Below are 26,034 nucleotides of genomic sequence, written 5' to 3'. Positions count from 1 at the left end.
GGTCAATAATGAATAACTGGCTAGAAATAAACACAAATCATTGATATGTATTGTTATTTTAAAATTAAGAATGTACCTACAACAAATTTGTTGACTCGCGAAAAGATAATCCCTAGAGTGCGTGACAGTTTAGTTCAAAGTGTACCGGGTGAATTAAATCATTACATTTGTTTACCAGACTTCTTTAAATCTCCGCGCGTTGCTGGCCGTATAAAGTACGGTGTGCTGAATATTCTTATGCCCAAGAAAATCCTGAATCAACCGAGTATCTATCCCGCGGTCGGCCAGCGCGAATCCACAACCATGTCGCAGCATGTGAGGATGGGCGTTAACCTCCAGACCAGCCAACTCGCTGTAATTACGCATTAACCAATAGATACGCTGGCGGGATAGATGATTCCCTTTCTCGGAAAGGAATAACCAGTCGCTGTCGGCGCCTCGATAAGTACGTCTGACCTTTAACCAGGCGCGTAACGCTTTATGTTCTTGGGCATATAAAGGATGAATGGTGGAAAAGCCGTTTTTCAGGCGATGGATATAAATGCTTTTACCCTCCAAATCGATATCGGAAAGGCGCCAGCGGTTGATCTCACTGACGCGACATCCGTGGATAAAACACATCCAAATCAAACAGTAATCGCGTTCGGCATGTTTACCATGCTGAGTAGCTCCTAGCAGACGCGCAACTTCGGAAGGAGTCAGATGCTTGCGATTATTCATAGTGCCTCACTGTGACTTTACTAAAAAATGTGCAGGGCTATTCATCCTTTTACATACCTACAAGATTCATAGGATCGCTGATGCAAGGGTTGCTACAGCTTCAACCTATCCCAGAATCAGTATAGCGGAGAGGAAAAAAGACAACAGCCATGGAATTGCTAAGGATATCCGACAAAAAAAAAGAAACGCCATAGAAAAGCCAATGATCTATGATTTAAAGGGTTATTCTTTCTTAAGTGTGAGATAAATCCGAAAAAACTCATTCTCAATGTAATGAAATGCTCTATCAATAATGAGTGCGGAAGCCAACGCTGGATTGATATATTATATCTTCATAACATTCTTATCCATGACTGCATAATAGGTTAGAGGTGGCTATATATACGATAGTAGACTCAACCTAGATTGGATGAGTCTAACTATTATAGATGAATTAAATAAACTGCTTTTCAAGCAGATTTTAATTATATTCTGATCGAACGAAAACGCCCCGCGTTACTGGCTGTATAAATTACCGTATTCTGTATATTTTTATGGCCCAGATAATCCTGGATTAAGCGAGTATCGATGCCGCCATCAGCCAGCGCATAGCCACAGGCGTGGCGTAACATATGCGGATGCACGGGGACATTCAGTCCAGCAAGTTCACCATACTCGCGAAACAGGCGATGCATCTGCTGGCGAGAAAGCCGCCCCCCCTGGCGTGAAAGAAACAGAAAATCACTGTCTGCTTCAAGATATTGCGGGCGCAGAGCCAGCCAACTGACCAGAGCGGAGTGCTCACGCGGCTGGATCGGATGTTGGACAGAAAAGCCATTTTTCAGGCGATTAACGTACAATTTTTTGCTAAGTAGATCCAAATCTTGCAGGCGCAGATTACAGAGTTCGGAGACGCGCAATCCATGAATGAAGCAAACCAGCAACATACATTTATCGCGGACGGTATTCTTATGCTCAGGAATTGCATCAAGTAAACGCTGTACTTCATCCATGCTCAAAAACTTACGATTGGTGTTAGCCGACATGCGGTATTTCCCTATACACATTTTTCCAGATATTGGATTTAACGACATAAGAAAATTCTGGTCAAGCTACAACCTGATGCTCATCATAACTTTGTGGAATAAATCGAATTTCAGCGGGTTTAGTGCCATTAATTCATTTCACATCGTAGTAATAACGTGTGGGACAGTCTGTTTTTTCAACAGGCAATTCTAACATCGGTGCTTTATTTAACCACGCAAACCGTAAGCTAGACTCACCATTTGATAGAAGGAGGGGGTGATCGTAGATGCTCTGAAGTAAGGAAATAGGGAGTTATCGAAAACGCTTGGGGTATGCAGAGATACCCCAATAGAAGAGTTAATCAGGCTTACCTTAGACGGTCAAACCCCCGTCAAGGATCAGGCTTTGGCCTGTCATATAACGGCTATCATCTCCGATGAGAAACGCGGTGGTACGCGCTACTTCGCTGGCTTTGCCCAGGCGGCGTAGAGGGATTTGCTTGCGCAGCGCCTTCAGCGCCTCCGGCGGAATGGCCTGCGTCATCTCGCTTTCGATAATCCCGGGCAGCAGACAGTTCACCCGGATACCAAAACGGGCCACTTCCAGCGCCAGAGATTTCCCCAGGCCGATCATCGCCGCCTTACTGGCCCCATAGGCCGTTTGCCCGATGTTGCCCTTGATGCCCGTCACCGAAGACATCAGCACCATCGCCCCTTCCCCCTGCGCCATCATGGCGGGCAACAGGTGCCGATTCCAGTAGAAGATGGCGTTGAGGTTGGTGTCGATCACCTGCCGCCAGCGCTCCCCGGTTTGCTGGATATGCAAACCATCCTGCGTGATCCCGGCGTTATGGATCACCGCAAAAGGCGCGCCAAGGCGAGCCAGCAGTTGTGGAGCCACAACATCCACTGCCTGCTCATCGCTGCCGTCACAGACACAGCTCTCCACCAACCCCGACAAACCCGCGCAAGCTTCTATAACTGCCGACTCCGCCTCAGAGCCACTACGGCAGGTGAACACCACGTTCCACTGCCTGGCCAACTCCTCCACCAACGCCCGACCAATCCCCCGGCTACCGCCAGTCACTAACACCCATTGTTTAGTCATAGGATCACTGTTGCGCGTCGACCAGGCTTTGACACAGTTCACCCAGCGTCATATTCGGCTTGTCGATGAACATTTCGGCAGTCAGCGTGGCCCCAAACTCACGTTTGGCCAACACCATCAACTCCACATAGTCCAGGCTGTCCAGCTTCAACTGATGCAGCGGCATCTCTGGCGACAGATCGCTCATTTCGAGATCTTTGGCATCGCAAATCATTTCAGTGACGGTGTCATAAACCTGTTGATACTTTTCCATGATGAAATCCCTGTAGTTAATTGTCGGCCAATGGCCATGTTTTTAAGGTCACCGAGGTGACGAGCAACGGATACTGCTGCGTTCTGGCCTCGATCACCGCACGTAGCACAAACCCGTTGCTTCTATCCCCAATAATCAGCATCGGCTGGATGTGGTAATACAACCGATCTTCGGATTCAAACAGCGCCGTGGGGGTAAACAAACGGGCGCTGAAGTGAGTTTCATGGTGCGTTTGCACCACCGGGATCTGGGCAAACACGTCGATCAACGTGGCGGCCCGGAGTTCAGGTAATGCGGTGGCTAGCGCCGCCAACGTTTCCGGAGACTTGACCAACAGTTGGAACAGCAGGGCATCGAAAAAACTCCACGCCTGCGTGGCTTCCAATGCCTGCCCCGGGAAGGGCTGGCAAAGCGCCATCACCTCGGCCACGGTCAGCGCATGTTCGTGATTGCAAGCCGCCAGTTCCAACGGGCGGCCCGCAGCCAGCTTGCTGTTGAAGCAGTTTTTCTGCGTCGCGCAATCCAACAACTCGCCGGTGATCTGTTTGCCGTTAGCCCCAATCAGCAAGTCATACGGCGTCTGGCACAGCACCGGCCGACGCATGCGGGTACTGAATACATAAAAGTCATGTTCCGGCGGGCTGGCAAGCAGCGCCGCACTCAACTGACGTTTCATATCCAGCATTGCCCGCATCCCGTGAACGCTCAATTGATCGGCCCCCATTTTGCGGACGTGTTGCAGATCAAAGTGGATCGGGTTGTAGTCACCGGAAAAGGCGGCCCACTCCTCGGCATCGCGCAGGGTGTAGTTGAGGATCATGCTCATGCCTGCCCAATGACCAGCGCCGCGTTGGCACCACCGAAGCCGAAGCTCAGATTCAGGATGTTCTGCAATTTGGCCGGGCGGTGCCCTTCACTGATGTAATCCAGATCGCACTCCGGATCGGCATTTTTCAGGTTACAGGTGGCTGGCATCAACTGATGCTGCAACGCCTGCAGGCAGATAATGGACTCAAAACTGCCCGCCGCCGCAATCAGGTGTCCAGAGTAAGACTTGGTGCTGGAAAGCGGCGTGCGGTAGGCCGCCTCGCCAAAGGCCAGCTTGATTGCCTGGGTCTCATTCAGATCGTTGAGCGGCGTGGACGTGCCATGGGCATTGATATAATCGATATCTTCCGCCGTCACCCCAGCCTGGTACAGCGCGTGCTGGATGGTTTTCACCCGGGCAATCTTGTCTTCCGCTGGCGCGGTAAAATCAAAGGCATCGGAGTAGTTGCCGTAGCCTTTGATCTCCCCAAAGATCGTTGCCCCACGCGCCAGTGCGGCTTCGCGCTCTTCAAGACACAGTACGGCAGCTCCCTCAGACAGCACAAAGCCGTTACGATCGAGGCTAAAGGGGCAGCAGGCCTTGCTAGCATCCTCCTGTTCACTTGCCAGGGCGCGCAGAATATCGATGTTCCACACGGCTGCATCGGTACGCAACGACTCACCGGCACCGGCCAACATCATCGACGCACGGCCGCTGCGGATCACCTCGGCCGCATCACCAATGGCGATCGTTCCGGTGGCGCAGGCGGCAATCGGGCTATTTTGATAACCACGCAGGCCCCAGAACAGGCTGCACGCTGCCGTAGCCGCATTCGGCATGGACAGGAAGCAGCCAAACGGTGAGCCCAACCCCGTACGCAGATAGCCTTCGTAGTTAAGATGGGTTTCATCCTGACCCGCCCAGCCGCTGCCGATGATAGTGCCGCAGTCCAGCAGATCGTAATACGCCGCCGGGCTCTCACCGTGGAAGGCCATCTCCATCGCTTCGCGGGCCGCCCCCAGCGCAAGACGGGCAAAACGTGGCAGACGACGGCGGATCGCCGCCGGGACGCCCTTCAGGCTGGGTTCATCGTCGATCACGCCGAAGAAACGTGACTGGATCCCCTTGGCAGACATATCGACATGGCGATAGCCCAGTTGATAATCCATGATCGCTGCCCAGCTTTGCTCGGCATTCATCCCTAATGGTGTGACCGCACCGAAACCTGTAACCACCACGCGACGTGGCAAAGCATCTTTATTCATGACTTCATCCTGTTATATCACCGTTTTTTCCACACCGCCGCCCAACGCCAGCCACAGTTTCATGGTGGCATTGAGGTAGTTGTACTGTAGATCTGACAAATTGGTTTCGATGGTCAGCAAATCGTCCTCGGCATCCAGCAAGCTCTGGAAAGAGACCGCCCCCGCCTGGTACTGGCTTCTAGCCAATACCAGCCGCTGCTGGCTAAGCTGCAGATTCTGTTGCTGATTGATTTTTTGCTGTTGATAGCTGAGCCGTTGCGACATGGCGTTATCCACGTCGGACAGCGCGCTATAAACCTTGCTGCGGAAGACGATCGCCGCCTGTTTGACGTCAAGATTGGATTTCTCAATGGTCAATTGCACCGTGTTCCACTGCACAAACGGCAGCGCAGCGTTGGCTCCCAGCGTCCTGACAGGATTGCTGAACCATTGAGAGAAAATGCTGCTGGCAGAGCCGAGTGACGCAGCCAGTGACAGCGATGGATAGAAGCTTAAACGCTCCACATCCGAACCGGCCAGGGCTGCTCGCAAACGCCCTTCCGCCGCCTTCACGTCTGGACGGCGGGCAATGACCTCAACCGGCAGCACTTTGGCAATTGGCACATCCTGATTGATGTCCAGCGAGCTGCGCTCTGCCTGGCGATCGGTGGGCGAACGGTTAAACAGGATCGCCAGCGCATTACGGTTCTCTTCCCGCTGCTGTTGCAACGTGCGATAGGTGTTCTCGCGATTAAGCAACGACTGTTTCGCCTGTAACAGATCGAGCTGTCCGGCAGCACCGGAAGCATAACGTGACTGCACCAGTGCCAGCGTCTGCTGGCTGATTTCCAGGCCCGCTTGCTGCTGTTTTATCTTCTGGTTAAGGTTGGCGATCTGCCAATAATACTGCGCCGTATTGCCGATCAGCGTTAGCGCGGTGTTTTGCCGATCCTGCTCCGTGGCTTCAGCCTGCCACTGCGCCTGTTCTCTGGCACGTGCCAATTTCCCCCACAGATCCAGCTCATAGCTCAGCGACAACGTCGTGCTGTAAGACTCCGTCGGGGTGGTATTGCTACGCAGGTTTTTACTGTTGTTGGCGTTACCCTTAACTGAAACATCAGGCGTTAAGTTGGTATCGGTTAACCCGGCCGCCAATCGGGCCTGCTGGAGCTGTATGCCCGCGATGGCCAGATCGTTGTTGCTGGTCAGCGCGCGTCCGATCAGCATCGAGAGCTGTGGATCCGCGAAGTTATCCCACCAGTGGTCAGTGTGTTGCAGATAGCCAGAACCGGTATCCTGCACTCGCCACTCAGCGGGCACCGACAACATTGGCCGCTGATAGTCGCTTTTCGTCAACGAGCCACAACCGCTCAGCAGCAGGGGCAACAGCATCACCAGAGAAAGTTTGTTGTTCGTCATTCGCGTGCCAGCGCCTCCGTGGGATGAAGACGTGCCGCATTGCGCGCCGGGAAGAAGCCAAAACCCAGGCCGATCAGTGCAGAGAACCCGCAGGCAAGTACCAACGGTGGCCAGGTAAAGATCATGGTGAACTCTTTGGTTACCCACGAGAAGATCATCCCGGCCAACCCGGAGCCAATAATGCCGATCAGCCCGCCAAGCGAGCAGATCACCATTGCCTCAATCAGGAACTGGCGCATAATGTCCGCTGGCCGCGCACCGACCGAAAGACGAATGCCAATCTCGTGGGTACGCTCGGTGACCGACACCAGCATGATGTTCATCACACCAACGCCTCCCACCAGCAGTGAAATCCCGGCAATAGCGGTGATCAACAGATTCATCGAATCCGACGCCTTGCGGATGGCCTGCGTCATCTGATCGTTGGTCTGGGTGTAAAAGTCACGCTGGCCATGAGCCTGTTCTACTAGTTTTTCCACGCGTCCCTGAACCTCATTCGGTGAAAGCCCGTCACGTACACGCAAGGTCATGGACTCGATCGGCATATCACCGGACATACGCTCCAGCAGCGCGGTATAGGGCATCCAGGCGCCCAGCATCATGCCGCTGAATTTGCCGCCTTTACGTTCGGCAACGCCGATCACCCGGTAAGGCGTACCGCCAAGCTGGATGATTTCCCCTTCTGGTGTTTCATCCGTTTCAAACAGCGTATCGCGTAATTCCGGATCAATAATCACCACCGGTTCCCGCTCGTCCAGATCGCGCTGGGTAAAACCGTTACCAGAGATAAAATGCAGGCCCTGCACGCGGAAATAGGCATTGCTGATGCCGGAAATCGCCACCGTAACCTCTTTGCCACCGCGCACCGCGGTAACCGCTGTGCTGACCACTGGCGATACACTGTCGACATAAGGCTGGCGAGCCAACAGTTCTACATCGGAAACCTTCAATGCGCGCGCAAAGTCAGGGCGCACTTTCCCTCTCCCTTCACCAGGGCGGATTTCCAACGTACTGTTGCCCAGTTGGCCGATCTCCCTGAGAATATTTTGCCTTGCACCCTCACCCACCGCCATCGACGACACCACGGAGGAGACGCCGATAATGATGCCCAGCATCGACAGGAAGGCTCTGGCACGGTGCCCCATCAGCGCACGCCAGGCCATCTTGATCGCCTCTTGCACGCTCTGCCAGAACGGGTTACGCCCAGTAGCAGCAACCACCGGCAATACGGGACGGGTTTCCAGTGGTGCAACCGCTTCATTGCGCCTATCGGCAATAATTTCACCGTCGCTGATTTCGATAATACGCTGCGCCTGATTGGCGACATCCCGATCGTGAGTGACGATAATGATGGTGTGCCCCGAGCGATGCAGAGAGTGCAGAATCTCCATTAACTCCTGCCCACTGGCGCGATCGAGCGCCCCCGTCGGTTCATCGGCCAGAATGATTTCGGCCCCGTTCATCAACGCTCGGGCAATACTGACGCGCTGCTGTTGCCCGCCGGAGAGCTGCGCCGGTTTGTAGTTCATCCGCTGTTGCAACCCAAGCCGGGTAAGCAGGTATTCAGCCCTCGTCTGACGCTCCGCCGCTGGCATGGCGGTATACAGGGCAGGAATGGCGACGTTTTCGCTGGCGCTCAGGTACGGCATCAGGTGATAGCGTTGGAAAATAAACCCGATGTACTGGCTGCGTAACTGGGCCAACTGCTCACTGCTGGCGAGTTGGGTGGAGATCCCCTTGATCTGCATCTCCCCCTCGGTTGGCTTATCCAGGCAGCCGATGATATTCATCAGCGTGGATTTCCCCGAGCCGGACGCCCCCACGATCGCCACCATCTCGCCAGGCTGGATGGATAGGGAGACATTTTTCAGCACCGCTACCGTCTGCAATCCGGAGACAAAATGACGTGAGATCCCGCTCAGTGAAATCAGCGCAGGGGTTGGCTTAACCATTGCTAGCGCTCCCCATCAACACCACGCGGTCGCCCTCTTTCAGTCCTTCTTTCACTTCGGCAAACTGGCGGTCGTTCAAGCCGATGCGAACCCATCGTGATTCAAGCTGTTTGCCGTTCATCACCTGCACCTGATAACGATCTTTACCCTGTTGTTCACCAAAGGCAGCCACCGGGACACGCAGGGCGTTCTTCGCCTGCTCGGTAATGATAAATACCTGAGCGGTCATAGAGGTACGCAGCAGACGTTTGCTGTTGGCAATGGCAAATACCCCACTGTAATACACCGCCGAGGCTTGCTGATTAGAGGAACTGGACGGGTTATCTTCCCGCAAAGCGTCGCTTGGCGCTTCCTGGATCGAGCCCATCACGCTTTCGTAACGCTGCTTGGGATCGGCCACCACGTAGAACCACAGCGGTTGCCCCACGCGTACCTTCAGGATATCGGTCTCTGAAATACGGGTGTGTACCGTCATGGTATCCACATCCGCCAGCACCAGAATGGTCGGGACGGTCTGTGACGACACGATGGTCTGCCCTTCCTTGGTGACGATCCCCAGCACTTCACCGTCGATCGGCGCAACGATACGGGTAAAGCCCAGATTGGCCTTGGCGGTTTCCAGCTCCATCTGCGCCTGGACGATCTGCGCATCGTTGACCTTCAACTGGGCAACCTGGGTTTGGAACTGCGCCTGCGCCTTTTCCAATTCGCTTTTCACCCCAGAACCATCACGATCCAGCTTTTGCTGACGCTTCAGCTCCTGTTGATACTGTTTAAGCGTTGCCTGGGTGACTTGTTTTTGTGCTTCGGCACTTTGCAGGGCTGCCTCAGATTTACGCAGTGCGTTTTGTTGCAAGGTCGGGTCGATTTCCGCCAGCAGTTGCCCGCGGGTGACACGATCGCCCTGCTTCACATACAGCTTTTGCAATTGTCCGTTAACCTGGGCACCCACGCTGACCTGCAGTGCAGGTTTAAGAATGCCGGTGGCAAGCACGGTTTTTTCAATATCGCCACGGGTGATCTCTTCGGTGTCATAGGCATTTTCCTGCGTGGGTACACTGGCGTACCAGACGATCGCGCCGATCAAGGCCACCAGGCACAGCAAGGCGAGCATTACCAGACGGCGAGCCTTGCCAAACATCTTCAGCTTCATCAGCACACCGCCGTAGTCAGTGTCGGTGATGTTTCGACGCTGGCCACATGGCCATTGCTCACGCGGAACACCCGATCAAACATCGGTAATACGCTCTCGCTGTGCGTCACGGTGATCAACGTTTTATGCCGTTCGCGACAATGCGCCAGCAAAGTGGCCATCACCTGATGCGCCGTTTCTTCATCCAGATTGGCCGTAGGTTCATCAAGCACCAGCACCGGGCGATCGCTGTACATGGCCCGAGCCAACAGTAGACGTTGGCGTTGCCCCTGAGACAGCCCAGCATGGCTTTCACGGATCAGGGCATTCAGGCCGCCCGGCAATTTCTCGATCACCGGGGCAAGATTCAGCCCCTCCAGCGAGCGCTCAATCTGCCGATGCTTTTGCTCATTAAAGTTCTCATCAAACAGCGTGATGTTTTCCAACACCGTGGCATTGAACAAGATGTCCTCCTGGCTTTGCAGGAAGAACAGCGCATGCACCTGCTGATAATCGAGCGGCTGACCATCCACCATGACGTCCCCTTGCTGTGGTGGCATCAGGCCGGTCATCACCTTCAGCAAGGTGCTTTTACCCGCGCCAGATTCACCGACAATGGCAATGCTTTGGCCCGGCGTGAGCGACAGCGAAAGATCGTGCAGCACCGGTTGCTGGGCGTCATAGGCAAAGGCGATATGGTGATAACGCAGCAGCGAGGTGAACGACGGGATGGGCGCAGGGACCGCATCATTGCCTGACTCCGGTGCAGAACGTGACGGAAACAGATCCCGCGCGCGGGTATCAATCACGTTCAGCTGATTCTTTTGCAGGATGGAATAGAAAATTTTGGTGATGTAAGAGGTGAAAATTTCACGCACAAAGCTATAGGCAAAGAACTCCCCGAGCGTGATAGTTTCGTTTTTCAACAACGGCAGCGCCAGGAACATAAACAGCACCATCTCCAGGCTGCCGATCAGCTGATACAGGCTGCTTTTGACCTGCTCGTACATTCTCTGTTGCTGGCGGCAGGTAAACAGCGCCAGGGCATATTTGGCAAACAGGCCCTTGCGTTGACTATCGAGCCCAGCAGACTTGATGGTGGCGAACCCTTGAATGCTCTCCAGGATAAAGTCGCTCTGATCGGCCGTTTTGACCTGCATTTGCTGGGTAAAATAGCGGTCACGATAGATGGCCCAGATGCTAACCAGCCCCATCAGGGTGACACTGATACCAGACACCATGGCCAGCAGTGGACTCATGTAGCACATCACCGCTAGCGCGATGGCACCGATGATCCAGTCGGTACGCAGGCCGTTATCCAGCTCGATTTTAATGCCCGAGGCCATCTGCCAACTGGCAAAGCGGCTAAACACGTCACCTGGTGCACGTTTATCAAAGAAGTTCAGCGAGTTACTCAGCAAGCGCGAGAAGCCCGCCACGCTGTTGACCACCACAAAGCGTTTAATAAATCGCTCGGTGATCCAGCGCACGCCGAAGGCCAACGTGGTCGAAACGACAAACGCCAGCAGGAAGTAAAAATAGGGGAAATCTGTTTTTCCCGCAGAGGAAAAGACCTGGTTGATGGCGCTACTGACCATCGTCGGCATGATAAACAGGGTTAACGAGATTAGAAACGCCAGTATCATCAACCGGTAAATGCCGGGGATACGTGCCGTTTCTTTCAGACTCATGGTGTCGAACATGCGAAAGCGTTTACTGCGCTGCACGTTGGCCAGCGCCTGCGGATCGGGCTGGGTTTCATTGTCCAGCACCAGCGCAAAACCGCTGATGTCCAGCTTTAACGCATCGATAGGCAGCAGTTGTTGGCCGATGCCCGGATTCATGACGCAGACATGGTTGCCTTTACGGTAGGCCAGCACCACGTAATGGCTGGCGCCATAATGCAAAATGGCGGGCAGCGGCAGTTCTGCCAGTTCGTCATGCTCAAAAGCCACGGGATAAGCGGGCATCGCCAATTCGCCCATGATATCGCACAGCCTGGCCAGCGAGGTGCCATGCTGCGAGGCCGGATAGCGTTCACGCAGGCTTTCCAGCGAGACATCAATCCCCTGGGTTTCCGCCATCATGGCGATGCAGGCCAGCCCACATTCGTTAGTTTCGCCTTGAAAGACCAGCGTCGGGATTATCTTTTCCATGATCTGACTTCTTCAATTTCCGGTTTATTCATTGATAAAAAATAACGAATGTGCGTGCCATAACAGCCAGTCCTCGGGGTGGCGGACGATCGAACTCTCAACAATTTCCGGCAGCCTGGCCTTCACACTGCGCGCCGGCATCGGCGGGTCAATGTGGATTTTTATCTCTTTGTCGTAATACAGGTAATAAAACACCACCTGCGCCGACAGCGCTCGGGCAATGCGGATCACGCCGCTGTGCAAATTGGCCGGGCGATCAAACAGACGACAACTGAGCTTTGCCGTTTGCGCCGTATTGGTATTGACGGTGTAATCCGGCGAGATATCCGGAAAAATCATGATATTGCGTTGATGATCGGCCGCTTCCATAATCGCCCCCATCAGATTGCCGGCAATTTCACGGTTATCATCATGGATCGAGCAGTAGGACAGATTAACGCCCCCTAATTCCCGCGCCTTGGCGTGATACACCTCCACGCTCACGGAGACAATGGCCGTCGCCTTTCCCGGAAATACCCCCGCACCGACCATACCGGCCAGCACGTCAGAGAGCATATGCAGCGGTGCCAGCACCACTGGGTGCCCAGCCTGATGCAAAGGCTCGACGACCGCATTAAGTTCTGCCTGGCAGCGAGCCAGTTGAGCTGCGACCTGAGGGCTCTGACCGTAGGTTGCGGCCAGCTCCAGTAAACGGCGGCGCTGACTGGTGCGGGCAAAATTCCCTTGGTAGTCAGCCCCGAGCAGGGATTGCTTGTTCGCCTCGGCCACAAAGGCGCGCCGACGATCGCCCCGGTTACCTAATCGCAGCCAGCGGCCCAGTGCCGCCAGCCCAAGGAACCAACGGTAGCTGCCATGGCGCAGCAGCCAACAAACCGTCTTGCCGTATGCCCTGCGCAAGGGCAACAAACCGCGAGCAATGCCTGTGAGCGCCTCTCTCCACGTCAGATATATCCATACGGCAAATAAACGCATTATTTCTCCAGCGGTTTATCATTCTGCAACAATGACAGCAGATGATCGGCAAACTCAGGGAAATCGCGATCCTGCACGGCCATCCACTTTTTGTTGACGATAAACGTTGGGGTCGCCCTGATTTTGTAATGCCCGGATACTTTGGTCATATAGTCCAGTAGCTCTGCTACCTGCGGTGTCTGGCTTGCTTTGTTATAGGCATCAAGATCGATACCGTTTTTCGTTAACCATTTATCGCGATTGACCGGGTTACTTAAATCAATTTTACCTTTGATAATGGCGTTATAAGCGCTCTCACGGTGCTGTGGTTCAATGCCCATCACCGTCAGCGTGGCAAACAACGGGGCAAAGCTCGCCAGGCCATCATTGTTTTGGTTGGCGATATGCACACGGACCAGTTGAGTCCCGGCGGGCATCCGCGCTTCCATCTTGGCAACATTCTCTTCGTTCAAGGCGCAATAGTGGCAGCCGTAAGAGAAGATCTCGATAATCGTATTATCCGTGTTTATCGGGCTGGTTTTAACGTCGCTCTCGCTGACCATGGTCAGAGCCTGTTGTTCAGGACCGGCATTCTGATTCAGCACAAAATAGTGGAAATAAGCCGTAGTGATCAGCGAAGATATAATAATAACCAAAAGGGTATAGGCGAAAAGATAAAAGGGCTTCTTGAACATGAGCGCTACGTCCTAAATTACATATACCCAATATCTTTCAAGGTTGCGTGTGAATAATCACAAACCTTAATGTATAAGGGTAAATCGATTAGCACTTAATAACGGAGGGATATTGATTGTTTTAGTCAGGCAGGCTGCAATAATCCTTGCAGCAGTCACATCCCTGTCCATTAAAAATGCACGAGAATCAAACAGGCTGATGCGATAAACCTCACCGCACCAGCACTGGCATCAGTCCCTGTCAGACAGGGAACCAATGTTTACATTATGGCTGGGCAGGGCAGCTGCTCAGTGGAACTGGCTTGCTGTCAACGCTAACAACCTTGCCATCTTTGTCTACACAAGTGGTAACCGCATTACAAGTAGTTGGGGTAATGTTTACATACTCAACGCTACAGGTTTTGCAAGTGCCGCCAACGATTGTGCTAGCTTCAGAAACGTTTAATTTTTTCACAACATCATCCTTATATAAAAGTGAAATAAATAGCCCTAGTTATGTCTATCATCAACGATAGAACAAATCTACGCTCAATATAAAGGCACGATAACCCATGCCTTTATTAAAGCGCAGAATAGATGATATTTATTAACTTCTCTGTTACGGCGAGGGCAAAGATACCGTGATCTCCAAAGCAGATCAATGGTATTTTTATTGATAAATATTATATAAGAATTATATTACGGAATTATTGATAAAGGAGTATTCTTAGAAAAAACAGGTACCACACTCTAAAAAACAGGGTTAAACCCTATCATTATCGCATTAATTAAAAAAAGCCAAATACAGGATCATTCTTACCTCATAAGAATAATCATACCTTGTGAGTGGAAAATTTTAGATAAAAAACGGACGCTTTCCAGCTTAGTCAACGGCTCTGGCGGATGAGGTAATACGCAAACAGGCATCATTTCCTCCCGGTTGTGATGCACTACGCATTATTTTTCAACGCCGCGTAACACGGACGTATTGTGGTGGAACAGCCACGCATAATCCGCATTCCTCCCTCGCTACCTGCCGTTGGCCATTTTAACGTTGCCTCCTGATGACACGGAGGAAATAACAGATGGAAACACAACGCGGTTTTAGCCTAATCGAATTGATGGTGGTGATTGCCATCGTCGCCATCCTCAGCGCCATTGGCATCCCCGCCTATCAGCGCTATATCCAGAAGGCCGCCATGACCGATATGTTGCAGGCCATGGTGCCGTACAAAATGGCGGTTGAATTGTGCGCATTGGAAGGCGGTGGCCCGTCTGGCTGCGATGCTGGCAGCAAAGGGATCCCTGCAGGAGCGACAACACGTTACGTCAGCAGTATCAAAGTCACCGGGGGAACCATCAGCCTGGTCGGCACACAGAGCCTGCAAGGCCTGACGGTGACCCTGGCTCCCACAATGGACTCCACCGGCCCGATGCGCTGGACGCGCCAATGCAGCAGTAGTAACTCCAGCCTGCAGGAAACCTGCCAGGAAGTTTTCCGTTTTGATGATGCAGCGCAGTAGTAAAGGAGGGACGGCATGGAAATCAGCGATGAAATCCACACGCTGTGCCAACGCTATCAGGCACTGGCACTCAGCGAAGACGAGCAGCGGCTGACTATCGCCCTGCATGGTGAAATCCCTGCGGCACTGGTGAGCGCTTTGCGTTTCGCCACCGGCAAAAGCGTGGGGATTGAGCAATGGCCCGTTGCGCGGCTGGAACAGGCACAGAATCAGCGGCAATCCCTCGCCCTGGTTCCACCGCCGGAAAATACCGAGGAGCGGCCCCCTTCGCTAAACGACGACAGCGACACGCCGGTGGTGCAATTTATTAACCAAACGCTGCGTAGCGCCATTCAACGGCGTGCCTCTGACGTGCATTTTGAATCTTATCAGCAGCGATTCCGCGTCAGACTCAGGATCGACGGTGTGCTACAGGCGATCGCCTCTCCGCCCTTTTCTCTGGCGGCCAGGATCACTGCCAGGCTGAAGATCATGGGGCAACTGGATATCGCCGAGCGCCGCCTGCCACAGGACGGCCAACTCAGCGTGCAGCTGGATAATGCCAGTTTCTCAATGCGGATCTCCACCTTACCCACGCTGTATGGCGAAAAGGTGGTACTGAGGATCCTGCAAACCGATCGCCAGGAGCTGCCGCTCGAGCAGCTTGGTATGAGTCTGGAAGCACTTGGGTGGTATGCCAATGCCCTCTGCAACCCGCAAGGCATGATCCTGGTAACCGGCCCGACTGGCAGCGGTAAAACCGTGACGCTGTACAGCGGGTTACGCCAGCTGAACGATGCGCAGAGCAACCTGTGCAGCGTTGAAGATCCCATCGAGATCCCGGTGTTCGGTATTAACCAGACGCAGATCAACAGCAAAACCGATCTGGACTTCGCTCGCGTGTTACGGGCCCTGCTGCGCCAGGATCCGGATGTCATCATGATCGGCGAGATCCGCGATAAAGAAACGGCAGAAATTGCCGTCAAGGCGGCACAAACCGGGCATTTGGTGCTATCGACCCTGCACACCAACTCCACCTGCGAAACGTTGACCCGCCTGACCCAAATGGGCATTCCCGGTTACCTGCTGGCGGCCTGCCTGAAACTGGTGATCGCCCAGCGCCTGGTGCGACGTTTGTGCCCCCATTGCCGCTATCCACAAGTTGAGATCCTGCACTTCCCGGCTACCCTTTGGCCGGAACCCCTGATCCCGTGGCGTGCAGCTGGCTGTGAGCATTGCTTTGGCGGTTATTACGGCCGGATCGGCGTTTACGAACTGCTGAAGATCACACCCGAAATCCAAAATGCCCTGATGCAAAATGCCTCGGTGATCCAGTTGGCCGATATAGCACAGCAGCAGGGCCAAACAACGCTGCTACAAGCGGGCCTGGAGCTGGTCGCCAAGGGAATAACCTCGCTGGAGGAACTGTACCGCGTAGTCGGGGTGAACACTCAAGGTGAGAGTACAGCATGAAAACTCGCCGTCTGTTTGTTTGGCAAGCCATCGATAGCCAAGGTGGAATTCGCAGTGGCGAACTGCTGGCGGAGGAGAAAAATCAGGTCTATCAGCATTTGCTGGAGCAAGGATTGCAGCCTTACCAGTTGGGGGCGGGGAAACGGGTCTCCGCACGTCAATGGCGTGGCGAGCCGATGATCCAATTCACCCGTCAGTTGGCAACTCTGCTGCAAGCCGGGTTACCGTTGGTCAATAGCCTACAGTTGCTGGCTCAGGAGCATCAGTCGGCGGCCTGGCGCTGTCTGTTGCTGGAAATCAGCAATAGCGTGGCGATGGGGCAACCCTTTTCCGAGGTGATCGCAGACCAACATCGCGTATTCCCGCTAATCTACCGCCAACTGATCGCCATCGGCGAATTGACGGGTAATCTGGATCGCTGCTGCCTACAGTTGGCACAGCAACAAGAAGCTCAGCAAAGGCTACAGAAAAAAGTGCTGAAGGCGCTGCGCTACCCGCTGTTTATCTGCCTGGTGGCCATTTCAGTCACCATACTGATGTTGGTGATGGTGCTGCCAGAGTTTGCCAAGATTTATCAGTCATTTGACGCCCCGTTGCCCTGGTTTACTCAAAGGCTGCTGGCACTGTCCGGCGCATTGATTGCTACCGGGCCTTATCTGTTGCTCACGGTGGCTGGGCTGGCAGGATTTTATTGGCGTAGGTTGCATCCGTTAGCCGATTGGCAACAACGTGAGCAGGCAATGTTGCTACGCATTCCGTTGATTGCCTCGTTGGTCAAGGGCAATTGCCTGAGCCAGGTGTTCCGTATTCTGGCCATGACGCAGCAGGCCGGATTGACGCTGGTGGCAGGGCTAAGCGCCGCGAAACTTTCGGTGAATATTGTGTTTTATTGCCAAGCGCTGACGGCGATTGAACAGCAGCTCTCTCAAGGGTATCCTTTCCATAGCGCACTAGCTCAACAGCCGCTGTTTCCTTCGCTATGCCAGCAATTAGTGCGGGTGGGGGAAGAATCCGGCACGCTCGATGTCCTGTTGGACAAGCTGGCGCTTTGGCACGAACAACAGACCTATGAACTCGCCGATACGCTGGCGCAAACGCTGGAACCTTTGTTGATGATAGTGGTTGGCGGGATTGTAGGTACGTTGGTGATCGCGATGTATTTGCCGATATTCCAACTGGGGAATGTACTGGGGTAATGCTTTCAATTTTTCCCCTGTTTGATACGGGCGCAGCATTGCTGCGCCCCTACCAGGTCAGGCAATTATTTGCTGCCGAAAACGCGGTTTTCCTGCTCCGCTACGCGGATAAAGGTGGTGCGTTTGGTCAGCTCTTTCAGACGTTCTGCGCCCACATAAGTACAGGCAGAACGCAGGCCACCGAGGATATCACGCACGGTAAACTCGACTTCACCACGCAGCGGCAGCTTGACGGTTTTACCTTCCGCAGCACGGTAGCCAGCTACACCGCCCACATGGCGTTTCATGGCAGACTCTGAGCTCATACCGTAGAACAGCATGAACTTCTCACCGTTTTCTTCCACCACGGTGCCTTCACATTCGTCGTGCCCGGCCAACATCCCGCCCAGCATGACAAAGTCTGCGCCGCCGCCGAAGGCTTTCGCCACGTCACCCGGTACGGAACAACCGCCATCGCTGACAATCTGCCCACCCAGACCGTGTGCAGCATCAGCACATTCGATCACCGCGGAAAGCTGCGGATAGCCCACGCCGGTTTTCACACGGGTGGTACAGACCGAACCAGGACCAATCCCGACCTTGACGATATCGGCACCGGACAGCACCAGCTCTTCCACCATTTCACCGGTAACCACGTTACCCGCGCAAATCACATGGCTAGGGCAAGCTTCACGGGCTTTTTTCAGGAAGGCAACAAAGTGTTCGGAATAGCCGTTGGCCACGTCGATGCAGATAAATTTCAAGGCTGGGGAAAGGGCCAGGATCTGCTTCATCTTGACGAAGTCGGCTTCAGAAGTGCCGGTAGACACCATCACATGACGCAACACGGAGTCGGAAGAGCGCTGAACAAACTCGGCCCATTGCTCAACGGTGTAGTGTTTATGAACGGCGGTGAGAACGTCGAAGGTTGCCAGGGCCTCGGCCATGCGGAAAGTGCCAACCGTATCCATATTGGCGGCAATAATCGGCACACCGGACCAGTTGTAACCTGAATGTTTGAAGGTAAACTGGCGCTCCAGTTCAACTTCCGAGCGGCTTTTCAGCGTGGAACGCTTTGGGCGGATCAACACATCTTTAAAGCCTAACTTCAAATCTTCTTCAATACGCATGACTTATGATTTCCTGGTTTTTGGCGACGGATCGCAAGGGGATTTCGAACCTAGTTATTGCCAGTTCCAGTGATGCTATCATACGCACTAATAATCGCTCGGCAAGACTGCGATTTCGCCTTTATTTACGGTACAATCCCACAAATTTACCTGCGACATCCCAATGTGATTGCCACCTCATTTTCCCAATGCCGCGGCTCAAATTACCCCTATCAAAACACCAGGCACAGGGCAAGTCACACGCACCCGCTTGCACTTCTGCGCGATCGCTTTATGATTCGTTTATAATTTTTGGTGAATATCAGGATCCCTTCGGCCATGTCCTACATTGTTGCATTAACCGGCGGTATCGGCAGCGGTAAGTCCACCGTTGCCAACGCCTTTGCACGTTTTGGCGTGGCCATTGTGGATGCGGATATCATTGCTCGCCAGGTTGTTGAGCCTGGAACCCCGGCATTGGATGCCATTGCGGCACATTTTGGTAATGAAATGTTGCTGAAGGACGGATCCCTCAACCGTGCGGCTTTGCGTCAGAGGATCTTCAGCGATCCCGACGAAAAGCGCTGGCTAAACCAGTTGCTGCACCCGCAGATACAGCGGGAAACGCAACGCCAACTAGCCAACGCCCAGAGTTGTTACGTACTATGGGTTGTCCCCTTGCTGGTAGAAAACGGCCTGCAGGATCGTGCCGACCGCGTTTTAGTGGTGGATGTCGACAGCGAAACACAATTAGCCAGAACCATGGCCCGCGACGGCATCAGCCGTCAGCAGGCGCTGAATATTCTGTCTGCACAGGCCACGCGCGAACAACGTCTGGCCGTAGCGGATGACGTAATTGACAATAGCGGTAGCGCACAAGGAATTGAATCCCATGTCGCCGCATTGCATCAACACTATATTGAGCTGGCAACCTCAGCGACCCGACAGGATCACACCGAATGAGTGACGCTTCCCCGACCGTTCTCTTTGAACACCCGTTAAATGAAAAAATGCGCACCTGGCTGCGGATCGAGTTTTTATTACAACAACTACATGGCCAAAGAGCACTGAGCGAAACCGCTATCGCCCTGACCTTTTTCCGTACCGTTGCGGACCTGCTGGACGTATTGGAACGTGGCGAAGTGCGCACCGAACTGCTCAAAGAGCTGGAACGCCAGCAGCAAAAATTACTGCAGTGGGCAGAATTGCCCGGTGTCGATATCTCGGTGGTCAATCAGCTACGCAGCCAGTTGAAAGGCTGTGCATCTGCACTGATGTCTGCTCCGCGTATGGGCCAGGCGCTGCGTGAAGACCGGCTGATTAGCCTGGTTCGCCAACGTCTGAGCATCCCCGGTGGCTGTTGCAGCTTTGATTTGCCTACACTGCATATGTGGATGCATGTGGCGCAAAATGAGCGTGATGCCGACGTGGCAGAGTGGTTGCAAACCCTCGAACCCTTGAATCAGGCGCTGACCATCGTGTTGGATCTGGTGCGCCAGGCCGGGCCGTTCCGCAATCAGATCAGCCTCAACGGCTTCTTCCAGGATAACGCCGAAGGGGCCGATCTGTTACGCTTGCGTATTAATCTGGCTTACCAGCTTTACCCGCAGATTTCCGGCCACAAGACGCGCTATGCCATCCGTTTCCTGCCGCTAGACAGCGAAAACGGCACAGTGCCAGAGCGTCTTACCTTTGAGCTGGCCTGCTGTTAATCACCCCTTGGGTTTAAGAGGGAGAAAGGAATGAATATGACCGTAGTAAAATGTCCAACCTGTGGCAAAGGCGTGGTATGGGGTGAAGTGAGCCCATATCGTCCATTCTGCTGCAAGCGCTGCCAGCTGATCGATCTGGGTGAATGGGCCGATGAAGAGAAGCGCATTCCGAGCAACGAAGATCTGAACGAAAGTGAAGATTGGAGTGAAGACAGAGACAGCAACAACCATTAAAACGGTATTATTGGCCTGGCCTTGCCAGGCCGAAAATTAACTACACGGCACTGGCCTGCGCCACCAACAGCTTGATGATACTGACGTTGGCTTCGGGAAACTCTTCCTCACGCAGGTCGGCCTGCTTTACCCAACGCATCGGCTGGCCTTCACGGCCATAGGGCTCGCCCTTCCAATCCTCCACCAGATAGAAATTCAGCGTTACGATCCGATCGGTGAAGCGGTGTTCCAGCACCTCCAGTAACCGTGCCTGATTGGCGCGGATCCCGGTTTCTTCCAGCAATTCGCGGCCTAATGCCTGCTCCGGCGTTTCGCCCTGCTCAATCTTGCCGCCAGGGAATTCCCAAAAGCCAGCCATGTGCGAATCCGCAGCGCGGCGTGTGATGAAGATTTCCTGCTGTGGGTTACGGATAATCCCTACGGCGATGTTCAGGTGCTTCATCGCATCCTCCAGAAGTTACTACTTAAAAAAAGGGCTCAGCATGCTGAGCCCTTACCGTTAACCGTTCACTGCACCCGGCTTACTTTTGCAGGCGGCCGTGGCACTGCTTGTATTTCTTACCGGAACCGCATGGGCAAGGATCGTTACGCCCTACTTTACGTTCAGCAACAGCAGGAGCGTTCGGATCGGTGACCGCCAGGGCATTTTCTTCCTGGTGGCTCAGCTGTTGCTGGCGTGCCAGACGCTCTGCTTCTTCGCGGCGTTGCAGCTCCAGAGCTTCAACCTCTTCCGGCATGCGTACCTGAACCTTGCTCAACACGCTGATCACTTCATATTTCAGCGATTCCAGCATGGTGGCAAACATGTTGAAGGACTCACGCTTATATTCCTGCTTCGGATCTTTTTGCGCATAGCCACGCAGGTGGATACCCTGACGCAGGTAATCCATTGCCGCCAGGTGCTCTTTCCACAGGGAATCCAGCGTCTGCAGCATCACGCCTTTTTCGAAGTTGCGCATCATTTCGGCGCCAACAACCTCTTCTTTGCGCAGGTAATCTTCCTTCGCCTTCGCCATGATACGTTCACGCAGCGTTTCTTCGTGCAGCTCAGGCTCTTTATCCAACCACTCGGCGATTGGCATATCCAGATCGAAGTCGTTTTTCAGGCGTTCTTCCAACCCTTTCACGTCCCACATCTCTTCCAGCGACTGCGGCGGAATGTAGCTGTCGATGGTGGTTTTGAACACGTCTTCACGGATACTGTTGATGGTTTCGCTCACGTCAGACACGTCGAGCAATTCGTTACGCTGGCTGTAGATCGCACGGCGCTGGTCGTTGGCCACGTCATCATATTCCAGCAGTTGCTTACGAATATCGAAGTTACGGCTTTCAACCTTGCGTTGCGCATTGGCAATGGCTTTGGTGACCCACGGGTGCTCGATGGCTTCGCCATCCTTCATACCCAGTTTACGCATCATGCCAGAAACACGATCCGAGGCGAAAATACGCATCAGCGCATCTTCCATTGACAGGTAGAAGCGGGAAGAACCGGCATCACCCTGACGGCCGGAACGGCCACGCAGCTGGTTGTCGATACGGCGTGATTCGTGACGTTCGGTACCGATAATGTGCAAGCCACCAGCGGCCAATACGGCGTCGTGGCGAATTTTCCAAGCCGCTTTGATTTCGGCAATCTGCTCTTCTGTCGGATCTTCCAGATGGGAGAGTTCGCTCTGCCAGCTGCCGCCCAACACGATATCGGTACCACGGCCGGCCATGTTGGTGGCGATAGTTACCGCAGCAGTCTGACCCGCATTGGCCACAATATCCGCTTCCATGGCGTGGAATTTGGCGTTCAGAACCTTGTGTTCGATCCCAGCTTTGGTCAGCTCACGGGAAACCACTTCGGATTTCTCGATCGAGATAGTCCCCACCAGCACCGGCTGGCCGTTGGCAGTACGCTCACGGATATCTTCAATGATCGCCGCGATCTTCTCTTTTTCGGTCATGTAGACCAGATCCGGCATATCTTTACGGATCATTGGGCGGTTGGTCGGCACCACGATGGTATCGAGCTTGTAGATGGAGCTGAATTCGAAGGCTTCAGTGTCCGCTGTACCGGTCATACCGGCCAGTTTCTCATAGAGACGGAAGTAGTTCTGGAAGGTGATCGAAGCCAGCGTCTGGTTTTCGTTCTGGATTTCTACGCCTTCTTTGGCTTCTACCGCCTGGTGCAGACCATCGGACCAGCGGCGGCCCTGCATGGTACGGCCAGTGTGTTCGTCAACGATAATGACTTCACCGTCTTTAACGATATAGTCAACGTCGCGGGTGAACAGCACGTGGGCACGCAGCGCGGCGGTGACGTGGTGCATCAGCATGATGTTGGTTGGTGAATACAGCGATTCGCCTTCATCCATGATGCCCGCTTCCATCAGCATCTCTTCGATCATGATCAGGCCGCGTTCGGTCAGGTGAACCTGACGCGCTTTTTCATCGACTGAGAAGTGCCCTTCACCCTGGAAGGTGTCGGAGTCTTCTTTTTCCTGGCGGATCAGCTGTGGGATAAGCTTATTAACACGCTTATACATTTCTGAGCTGTCTTCGGCCGGGCCGGAGATGATCAGCGGCGTACGCGCTTCGTCGATCAGGATGGAGTCAACCTCATCCACCAGCGCATAGTGCAGCTTACGCTGTACGCGCTCTTCCGGGCTGAACGCCATGTTGTCACGCAGGTAGTCAAAGCCGTATTCGTTGTTGGTACCGTAAGTGATATCTGCGGCATAGGCTTCACGCTTGGCCGGAGCAGGCATACCAGGCAGGTTGATACCCACGCTCAACCCCAGGAACTCGAACAGCGGACGGTTGTTTTCGGCGTCACGCTGGGCCAGGTAGTCGTTGACGGTAACCACGTGCACGCCACGGCCGCTCAGGGCGTTCAGATAGGCAGGCAGGGTTGCGGTCAGGGTTTTACCTTCACCGGTACGCATCTCGGCGATACAGCGGTCGTTGAGCACCATCCCGCCCAGCAGCTGTACGTCGAAGTGACGCATACCGAAGACTCGCTTACTGGCCTCACGCACTACGGCGAAGGCTTCCGGGATCAGGCTTTCCAGCACTTCACCCTTTTTCAGACGCGCGCGGAATTCATCGGTCTTGGCCTGCAGTTCGCTATCAGACAGTTTTTCCATGTCTGGTTCCATACGGTTGATCATCTCAACCGCTTTGCGCATGCGGCGCAGGGTACGATCGTTACTGCTACCAAAAACTTTGGTCAATAGTTTGATTAACATGATTCTTTATATCTCTTACGCGACGACACCATAATGGCCGTCAACAAGCTGTTGTGTTGTTTGTTTTTTTGCTGCCCTGAGGGCAAAGATTAGCCGAGGGCTGCAGGCCCGGCGCGAATACCTTGCACCTGAGCGAGCCACAGCCCGGCCTGATGCTGCGCCAAAGAAGGAACGATGGGGTGATGGGTATCACGAATGATAGTCGGTGGTTTTGGCTCGTGCGTCAGTAGCGCATTGAGCGTGGAGAGCAGGGCAAGCTGAGCCACCTGTAATGGCGGTTCAACCGCAACGGCCTCCGCTTCCTGCACTCGGGCATAGACGGCCTGAGGTGCCAGAGCAAAAGAGAGGTGACGAATGACGGTTCGAAGCGCATGCTGGTGCCAGTAATCAACGTTAAACGTTGGGCGACGATGCACTTCTTGCAGTAACGCCAGGCTGTTAAAGGCGTGACTGACGGAATTTTGCCGGTTAAGGCTGGACGAGGTGCTCGGTAATGCGCTTTGATCGACGGTGCCGGACAGATTTTGCGGTACGCCAAGCGTAGCCGCTACCATCCCCAACAGGAGATGAGGCCAGAAATAACGTCTGCCAAATTGTCGCCAACGATTTAGAATACCGATCACGTGTTTATTATCCGCCGGAGCCCATTATGCGCGATAGCCGTCCACAATTATTAGATATCCTGTTTGACGACGCGTCTGCAACAGAGAAAGGACCGCTGCATAACGTTCAGCAACGCGCTACCGCGCTACTGAAACTCAATCGTGCCGTGAAGGGGTTATTGCCCGCTCAGTTGCACCCTTGGTGCCGTGTCGCCAACTTCAGACAGGGTATTTTAGTGCTGGAAACCGCCAATGCCAGTTGGATGATGCGCTTACGCTATGAACAACCCAGCCTGCTATCCGCACTACGAGCGCAAATTCTACCATCTTTGTCTTCAATCGACATCAGGATTAATCCCTCGTTGATGGCAAAAGGCAGCAGCCAGGTACAAAACCACGGCAAAAGCACGGAAAATGGCCAGCAAGCAGAGGTGCCTATGCGTCATTTGAGCCTGGAAAGTGCGGATGCATTACGGGGATTGGCGGCGCAGAGCCCGGAAAAATTGCGCAAGATATTAGAACGACTGGCCGCGTTGGCAGGAGAGAGAGCCAACGAGACCGGTCGTAATAAGTAATTGACGTCTTGGCCGCTTAGGCCAGTACGGTTGACGGAGCCTTGAATGCCAACGGCATTTCGGCTTCATCCTGGAATGTCACGAATTCCCAAGCTTCCTGTTTCGCCAGCACAGCTTGCAGCAGCTTGTTGTTCAGCGCATGGCCTGATTTGTACGCGGTGAACGCGCCAATGATGTTATGGCCGCACATGAACAGATCGCCGATGGCATCCAGCATTTTGTGGCGTACGAATTCGTCTTCGAAGCGCAGGCCATCTTCGTTGAGGACACGATAGTCATCCACCACAATCGCGCAATCGAAGCTGCCGCCCAGGGCCAAGCCACGGGACTGCAGATACTCGATATCACGCATGAAACCGAAGGTACGCGCACGGCTGATTTGGCGTACGAACGAATCGGCTGAGAAATCCAGACGATAGCGTTGGGTACTGGCATCAATCGCCGGGTGGTTGAAGTCGATGGTGAAGTCCAGACGGAACCCGTTATGCGGGGACAGCTCTGCCCACTTGTCGCCATCTTCAACACGTACGGTGTCTTTCAGACGCAGGAATTTCTTCGCCGAGTTCAGCTCTTCGATGCCGGCATCCAGCAACAGATAGACAAACGGGCTGGCACTACCGTCCATGATCGGGATTTCGGCAGCGTCAACTTCAATAATGATGTTGTCGATACCCAAGCCCGCCAACGCAGCATTAAGATGCTCAACGGTGGAAATACGCACGTCTGACTCATTCACCAGGCAAGTACAGAGCATGGTATCACGCACGGATTTTGCATCAGCCGGGAAATCAACCGGTGGATTCAAGTCAGTGCGACGATAGATGACCCCGGTATTAGCCGACGCTGGGCGCATTGTCAGCGTGACTTTCTTGCCGGTATGTAAACCGACACCCGTCGCCTGAACAATACGTTTTAATGTCCTTTGTTTGATCATCGTTTTATCTCGCAATGTTATCAATCCAACCAGCCCAGCATACAGCAAGGCCGGCGGGACAGTT

Annotated in this window: 25 protein-coding genes; 7 read left to right on the top strand and 18 right to left on the bottom strand. The window is 53.8% G+C overall.

Annotation, left to right across the window (positions count from 1 at the left end):
* Positions 1–171 precede the first annotated feature (171 nt).
* The 13 genes from KGP21_RS05170 to KGP21_RS05110 all read right to left on the bottom strand — a co-directional run bounded on the left by KGP21_RS05170 (position 172) and on the right by KGP21_RS05110 (position 13,896).
* Positions 172–720 (bottom strand): tyrosine-type DNA invertase, encoded by a 549-nt coding sequence (locus tag KGP21_RS05170; RefSeq protein WP_039995509.1) that lies wholly within the window; start codon positions 718–720, stop codon positions 172–174.
* A gap of 464 nt (positions 721–1,184) precedes the next feature.
* Complete coding sequence (locus tag KGP21_RS05165; RefSeq protein WP_094982140.1) at positions 1,185–1,745, bottom strand: tyrosine-type DNA invertase; 561 nt, start codon at positions 1,743–1,745, stop codon at positions 1,185–1,187.
* Between the two features lie 352 nt (positions 1,746–2,097).
* Positions 2,098–2,832 carry an SDR family NAD(P)-dependent oxidoreductase gene (locus KGP21_RS05160; protein WP_209528848.1) on the bottom strand — a complete coding sequence of 245 codons (735 nt, stop codon included), beginning with the start codon at positions 2,830–2,832 and terminating at the stop codon, positions 2,098–2,100.
* A 4-nt stretch (positions 2,833–2,836) separates the two neighbouring features.
* A complete protein-coding gene (locus KGP21_RS05155) occupies positions 2,837–3,085 on the bottom strand; it encodes an acyl carrier protein (protein WP_021179352.1) in 249 nt (82 codons plus the stop codon).
* A 16-nt stretch (positions 3,086–3,101) separates the two neighbouring features.
* Positions 3,102–3,911, bottom strand: a complete 810-nt coding sequence (locus KGP21_RS05150) for a MaoC/PaaZ C-terminal domain-containing protein (RefSeq protein WP_071926038.1) — start codon at positions 3,909–3,911, stop codon at positions 3,102–3,104.
* On the bottom strand, positions 3,908–5,158 hold the full coding sequence (locus KGP21_RS05145) for a beta-ketoacyl-[acyl-carrier-protein] synthase family protein (RefSeq protein WP_094982142.1): 1,251 nt from the start codon (positions 5,156–5,158) through the stop codon (positions 3,908–3,910). Before KGP21_RS05145 ends, KGP21_RS05150 begins: the two co-directional genes overlap by 4 nt.
* Positions 5,159–5,170: 12 nt before the next feature.
* Positions 5,171–6,466: an efflux transporter outer membrane subunit gene (locus KGP21_RS05140; RefSeq protein ID WP_371822175.1), complete on the bottom strand. Its 1,296-nt coding sequence runs from the start codon at positions 6,464–6,466 to the stop codon at positions 5,171–5,173.
* Positions 6,467–6,552: 86 nt separating this feature from the next.
* A complete protein-coding gene (locus KGP21_RS05135) occupies positions 6,553–8,508 on the bottom strand; it encodes an ABC transporter permease (RefSeq protein WP_059199754.1) in 1,956 nt (651 codons plus the stop codon).
* The gene (locus tag KGP21_RS05130) at positions 8,501–9,661 is read right to left on the bottom strand and encodes an efflux RND transporter periplasmic adaptor subunit (RefSeq protein WP_223537433.1); all 1,161 of its coding nucleotides are present in this window, start codon (positions 9,659–9,661) and stop codon (positions 8,501–8,503) included. The genes KGP21_RS05135 and KGP21_RS05130 overlap by 8 nt, the downstream gene beginning before the upstream one ends.
* Complete coding sequence (locus KGP21_RS05125; protein ID WP_115159075.1) at positions 9,661–11,796, bottom strand: peptidase domain-containing ABC transporter; 2,136 nt, start codon at positions 11,794–11,796, stop codon at positions 9,661–9,663. The genes KGP21_RS05130 and KGP21_RS05125 overlap by 1 nt, the downstream gene beginning before the upstream one ends.
* 24 nt (positions 11,797–11,820) lie before the next feature.
* A complete protein-coding gene (locus tag KGP21_RS05120) occupies positions 11,821–12,768 on the bottom strand; it encodes an ABC transporter (protein ID WP_223537431.1) in 948 nt (315 codons plus the stop codon).
* Positions 12,768–13,442, bottom strand: coding sequence for a DsbA family protein (locus KGP21_RS05115; protein ID WP_059199750.1), 675 nt, complete (start codon positions 13,440–13,442; stop codon positions 12,768–12,770). Before KGP21_RS05115 ends, KGP21_RS05120 begins: the two co-directional genes overlap by 1 nt.
* Positions 13,443–13,707: 265 nt before the next feature.
* Complete coding sequence (locus tag KGP21_RS05110; RefSeq protein ID WP_071926037.1) at positions 13,708–13,896, bottom strand: DUF4762 family protein; 189 nt, start codon at positions 13,894–13,896, stop codon at positions 13,708–13,710.
* Between the two features lie 610 nt (positions 13,897–14,506).
* Here KGP21_RS05110 and ppdD point away from each other — a divergent pair.
* From ppdD to hofC, 3 genes are read left to right on the top strand one after another with little or no spacing between them, the layout of a single operon-like run.
* On the top strand, positions 14,507–14,944 hold the full coding sequence (gene ppdD / locus KGP21_RS05105; RefSeq protein ID WP_059199749.1) for a prepilin peptidase-dependent pilin: 438 nt from the start codon (positions 14,507–14,509) through the stop codon (positions 14,942–14,944).
* Between the two features lie 15 nt (positions 14,945–14,959).
* Positions 14,960–16,396: a type II secretion system protein GspE gene (gene gspE / locus KGP21_RS05100; RefSeq protein WP_223537427.1), complete on the top strand. Its 1,437-nt coding sequence runs from the start codon at positions 14,960–14,962 to the stop codon at positions 16,394–16,396.
* Complete coding sequence (hofC, locus tag KGP21_RS05095) at positions 16,393–17,592, top strand: protein transport protein HofC (protein WP_059199747.1); 1,200 nt, start codon at positions 16,393–16,395, stop codon at positions 17,590–17,592. Before gspE ends, hofC begins: the two co-directional genes overlap by 4 nt.
* Positions 17,593–17,657: 65 nt before the next feature.
* Here the strand turns inward: hofC and KGP21_RS05090 are convergent, their stop codons facing one another.
* On the bottom strand, positions 17,658–18,701 hold the full coding sequence (locus tag KGP21_RS05090) for a GMP reductase (protein WP_021179338.1): 1,044 nt from the start codon (positions 18,699–18,701) through the stop codon (positions 17,658–17,660).
* A 318-nt stretch (positions 18,702–19,019) separates the two neighbouring features.
* Here KGP21_RS05090 and coaE point away from each other — a divergent pair, with 318 nt between their 5' ends.
* The 3 genes from coaE to yacG are packed head-to-tail and all read left to right on the top strand — an operon-like array spanning position 19,020 to position 20,626.
* Positions 19,020–19,643: a dephospho-CoA kinase gene (gene coaE / locus KGP21_RS05085; protein WP_094982147.1), complete on the top strand. Its 624-nt coding sequence runs from the start codon at positions 19,020–19,022 to the stop codon at positions 19,641–19,643.
* Positions 19,640–20,392 (top strand): cell division protein ZapD, encoded by a 753-nt coding sequence (zapD, locus tag KGP21_RS05080; RefSeq protein WP_059199745.1) that lies wholly within the window; start codon positions 19,640–19,642, stop codon positions 20,390–20,392. The genes coaE and zapD overlap by 4 nt, the downstream gene beginning before the upstream one ends.
* Positions 20,393–20,422: 30 nt before the next feature.
* Positions 20,423–20,626, top strand: a complete 204-nt coding sequence (yacG, locus tag KGP21_RS05075) for a DNA gyrase inhibitor YacG (protein WP_223498881.1) — start codon at positions 20,423–20,425, stop codon at positions 20,624–20,626.
* A gap of 40 nt (positions 20,627–20,666) precedes the next feature.
* On the opposite strand, the gene mutT is transcribed toward yacG, so the two are convergent.
* From mutT to secM, 3 genes are all read right to left on the bottom strand, one after another.
* Positions 20,667–21,068, bottom strand: coding sequence for an 8-oxo-dGTP diphosphatase MutT (mutT, locus tag KGP21_RS05070; RefSeq protein ID WP_059199744.1), 402 nt, complete (start codon positions 21,066–21,068; stop codon positions 20,667–20,669).
* Positions 21,069–21,147: 79 nt separating this feature from the next.
* Positions 21,148–23,859 (bottom strand): preprotein translocase subunit SecA, encoded by a 2,712-nt coding sequence (gene secA / locus KGP21_RS05065; RefSeq protein WP_021179333.1) that lies wholly within the window; start codon positions 23,857–23,859, stop codon positions 21,148–21,150.
* 89 nt (positions 23,860–23,948) lie between these two features.
* Entirely contained in the window at positions 23,949–24,482 is a 534-nt protein-coding gene (gene secM, locus KGP21_RS05060) for a secA translation cis-regulator SecM (RefSeq protein ID WP_059199743.1), read from the bottom strand.
* 26 nt (positions 24,483–24,508) lie between these two features.
* On the opposite strand from secM, the gene KGP21_RS05055 reads away from it, so the two are divergent.
* Positions 24,509–25,036: a DUF721 domain-containing protein gene (locus tag KGP21_RS05055; RefSeq protein WP_059199742.1), complete on the top strand. Its 528-nt coding sequence runs from the start codon at positions 24,509–24,511 to the stop codon at positions 25,034–25,036.
* A 16-nt stretch (positions 25,037–25,052) separates the two neighbouring features.
* Here the strand turns inward: KGP21_RS05055 and lpxC are convergent, their stop codons facing one another.
* Positions 25,053–25,970 (bottom strand): UDP-3-O-acyl-N-acetylglucosamine deacetylase, encoded by a 918-nt coding sequence (gene lpxC / locus KGP21_RS05050; RefSeq protein ID WP_021179330.1) that lies wholly within the window; start codon positions 25,968–25,970, stop codon positions 25,053–25,055.
* Between the last annotated feature and the right edge of the window lie 64 nt (positions 25,971–26,034).

This window comes from Serratia sp. JSRIV004 (assembly GCF_019968705.1).
Lineage (GTDB): Bacteria > Pseudomonadota > Gammaproteobacteria > Enterobacterales > Enterobacteriaceae > Chania > Chania fonticola_B.
The sequence above is the reverse complement of the archived record's forward strand: the minus strand, read 5'-3'. Positions and strand labels throughout refer to the sequence as shown.